The organism is Pseudomonas protegens, from assembly GCF_003732485.1.
GTDB lineage: Bacteria > Pseudomonadota > Gammaproteobacteria > Pseudomonadales > Pseudomonadaceae > Aquipseudomonas > Aquipseudomonas protegens_B.
Genome location: NZ_MOAK01000073.1, coordinates 310978 through 314568, shown reverse-complemented (window position 1 = coordinate 314568; position 3591 = coordinate 310978). Strand labels below are relative to the sequence as shown.

Genomic DNA, 3591 nt, shown 5'->3' with positions numbered 1-3591 from the left:
CCGATCTGTTTGGCCTGCTCTACGGTTTCAGCTTTCGGCCCGGCGAACGGGGTCATGAACTGGACTCAGCCAAGGCCCTGCAAGCCCTGCAACAGCCACGCAGCAGCGACGAATTCCTCTGGTTGCACCTGAACCTGGCCCACGCCGCCTGCGAGCGCTGGATGAAGACCCACCTGCAATTGCCCGAGGAGTTCTTCGAAGCCCTCCACGAAGGCTCGCGCTCGACCCGTATCGAACACGTGGACTCGGCCCTGCTGGCGGTGGTCAACGATGTGGTGTTCAACTTCAGCAGCATGGTGTCCTCGGACATCTCCACCCTGTGGGTCTGCGTGCGCAGCAACCTGATCATCAGCGCCCGCCTGCAGCCCCTGCACTCGGTGGACAAGCTGCGCTCCTCGGTCAAGGCCGGCGAACGCTTTCGCTCGCCCCTGGAACTGCTGGTGCACCTGCTGCGCGACCAGGGCGAAGTGCTGACCCAGATCGTGCGCAAGACCAGCCTCAGCGTCGACCAGATCGAAGACCAGTTGCTGGCGTCCCGGGTCTCCAGCAACCGTGCCGAACTGGGGGCCATGCGCCGGGTACTGGTGCGCCTGCAACGCCTGCTGGCCCTGGAGCCGGGCTCCCTGCTGCGCCTGCTCAATCGGCCGCCGCAGTGGTTGCAGAAGGAAGACGTCAAGGAACTGCGCAAGTCCACCGAAGAGTTCGCCCTGATCATCAACGACCTCACCGCCCTCGGCGAACGGATCAAACTGCTGCAGGAAGAGATCGCCGCCAACCTCAATGAACAGACCAACCGCACCCTGTTCACCCTGACCGTGGTCACGGTCCTGGCCCTGCCGATCAACATCATCGCCGGCTTCTTCGGCATGAACGTGGGTGGCATTCCCTTCTCCGGCGACCCCGAAGGTTTCTGGATTCTGGTGGCGCTGGTGGCCACCTTCACCGTGATCGCCGGGCGCTGGGCCTTCCGCAAGCGCCAGGACTACTGACCCCACCTTGTAGGAGCCGGCTTGCCGGCGAAGGCGTCCGCCAAGGCAGGTGCTTGGCTTGAGGGCCTCTTCGCCGGCAAGCCGGCTCCTACGGGATGAGCGGGATGGAGGGATGGTCGTGCGTGATCGATCTGATCAACGGAACGGCTCAATCGCGTAAACCATGACCTGAGGCAGTCTACCTGTAACATTTGGCAACGATCATGGACGCCATTCCTTCCAGCAACAGGATTGTCCAGTAATGGCCACCCCTTCCCTGACTGCCGCTTCCCCCAGCCTCGACGTCAAACCGCAACTGGATAAAAAACCCGGCCCCTTCACCCTCGTGGTGTTTTTCGCGGTGCTAGCCATGGGCTTGCTGTTCACCGCCTACAGCCTGGTGCATGACATGCACGAACTGGGCACCACGGTCACCACCTGGACGCCCTTCCTGTTGCTGGGCGTAGCGCTGCTGATTGCCCTGGGCTTCGAGTTCGTCAACGGCTTCCACGACACCGCCAACGCCGTGGCCACAGTGATCTACACCCACTCGCTGCCGCCACAATTCGCGGTGGTCTGGTCCGGCCTGTTCAACTTCCTCGGCGTGCTGCTGTCCAGCGGCGCGGTGGCCTTCGGCATCATCGCCCTGCTGCCGGTGGAACTGATTCTGCAGGTGGGCTCCTCGGCCGGCTTCGCCATGATCTTCGCCCTGTTGATCGCCGCCATTCTGTGGAACCTGGGCACCTGGTGGCTGGGGTTGCCGGCCTCCTCGTCTCACACCTTGATCGGATCGATCATCGGCGTCGGTGTGGCCAACGCGCTGATGCACGGCCGCGACGGCACCAGCGGCGTGGACTGGAGCCAGGCGAGCAAGGTCGGCTACGCCCTGTTGTTCTCGCCATTGATCGGCTTCGTGTTTGCTGCCCTGCTGCTGTTGGCCCTGCGCCTGTTCGTCAAGAACCGCGCGCTGTACAAGGCGCCCAAGGGTGACGCACCACCGCCGTGGTGGATTCGCGGCCTGCTGATCCTGACCTGCACCGGGGTGTCCTTCGCCCACGGTTCCAACGACGGCCAGAAAGGCATGGGCCTGATCATGCTGATTCTGGTGGGCACCTTGCCCATGGCCTATGCCCTGAACCGCACCATGCCTGCCGACCAGTCGCTGCAGTTCGCCGCAGTGGCCGAAGTCACCCAGCAAGCCCTGGTGAAGAGCGCCCCGCAAGCGGCGCCCGCCGATCCTCGTGCGGTGCTCTCGGAATACATGCGCAGCAAGGAGGCGACGCCTGAACTGATCCCGGCGCTGGCCGCCCTGACCGGTGCCATCGGTGCCGAGGTCAAGGGCTACGGCTCGCTGGCCAAGGTTCCCGCCGAAGCCATGGGCAACGTGCGCAACGACATGTACCTGACCAGCGAAACCATCCGCCTGATGGACAAGAACCAGGTGGGCCATTTCGACCAGGACACCCGGGACAAGCTGCAATTGTTCAAGCAGCAGATCGACAACGCCACGCGCTTTATCCCGTTGTGGGTGAAGATCGCGGTGGCCATCGCCCTCGGCCTGGGCACCATGGTGGGCTGGAAGCGCATCGTGGTGACCGTCGGCGAGAAGATCGGCAAGACCCACCTGACCTATGCCCAGGGCGCCTCGGCGGAAACCGTGGCCATGCTGACCATCGGCGCGGCGGACATGTTCGGCCTGCCGGTATCCACCACTCACGTCCTGTCTTCGGGTGTGGCCGGGACCATGGTAGCCAATGGCGGCGGGTTGCAGATGCGCACCATCCGCAACCTGGCCATGGCCTGGGTCCTGACCTTGCCGGCGGCGATCCTGCTGTCGGGCAGCCTGTACTGGCTGTTCACCCAACTGTTCTGATCAGCGCCCGCTTGCCCGCCGCCCTGTCAGCCGACGGCGGGCAAGCGGCCCCGCAAGCGACTGGCCAGCCCGGCCTGCAAGGCAAACGCCAGGACCCCGGTCAGCGGCGCCGAGAAACTGGCCAGACCGCCCCCCGCCCACATCAGCATCAGCCCCAGGGCCGTGCCGCCGAACCAGGCAGTCAGCCCCACCGGGTTGAAAGCCGCCACGCGATCAATCGCTGCCACGTCCGTACGCCCCAGCAGAATCTGCGCCAGGGCCACGCCGACCCAGGCCACGACAAAGATCCCCTGATAGGCCAGGGCCTTGAGCAGGTAGGCGAACACATCCGCCAGCATCAGGCCGTAGACGATGATCCCCACCGCCACCGCCCACATCAGGTAGGAGCCGCGCAGACCGAAACGACCGAAGAACGCCTGCATGTTCAAGGTCGCCAGGTAGTAGTTGGCGGTGTTGATCCGGGTTTGCGTGGCCCAGACGAACAACAGCCCCCAGAGCCCCATCAACTGCAAGATCGCCATCACCACCGAGACTTCATTGAGCGCGCCTTCATGGGGAATGCTGCTCACCAGATAGATCCCTGCCGCACCGTTGAGCAAGAACGTCACCGCGTAGAACGGCATGCCGAAGTTCCAGCGACCGTGATAAGCGGCGTCTGCCGGCTTGCCGAAACGTGCGTAGTCGAAGGTGAACAGCATCAGGATCCACACCCCCATGTAGGCCACGAAGCAGTCCCACCAGCCCGTGCTA

General features: G+C 64.1%; 3 protein-coding genes. 2 read left to right on the top strand and 1 reads right to left on the bottom strand.

Going from position 1 to position 3591, the window contains the following annotated elements; all coding sequences use genetic code 11:
• Together BLX41_RS19655 and BLX41_RS19645 are read left to right on the top strand one after the other, a co-directional pair.
• Window positions 1-989, top strand: a 989-nt coding sequence (locus tag BLX41_RS19655; protein WP_123726254.1) for a transporter, incomplete at its 5' end; no start/stop codon positions are given.
• A 241-nt stretch (window positions 990-1230) separates the two neighbouring features.
• Complete coding sequence (locus tag BLX41_RS19645) at window positions 1231-2841, top strand: inorganic phosphate transporter (protein WP_123726226.1); 1611 nt, start codon at window positions 1231-1233, stop codon at window positions 2839-2841.
• A gap of 26 nt (window positions 2842-2867) precedes the next feature.
• On the opposite strand, the gene BLX41_RS35785 is transcribed toward BLX41_RS19645, so the two are convergent.
• Window positions 2868-3591, bottom strand: a 724-nt coding sequence (locus BLX41_RS35785) for a purine-cytosine permease family protein (protein WP_473241684.1), incomplete at its 5' end; no start/stop codon positions are given.

Bases quoted from the DNA above. Each gene is read 5' to 3' on its own strand.
- BLX41_RS19645 (WP_123726226.1), top strand. From the start codon at position 1,231: ATGGCCACCCCTTCCCTGACTGCCGCTTCCCCCAGCCTCGACGTCAAA.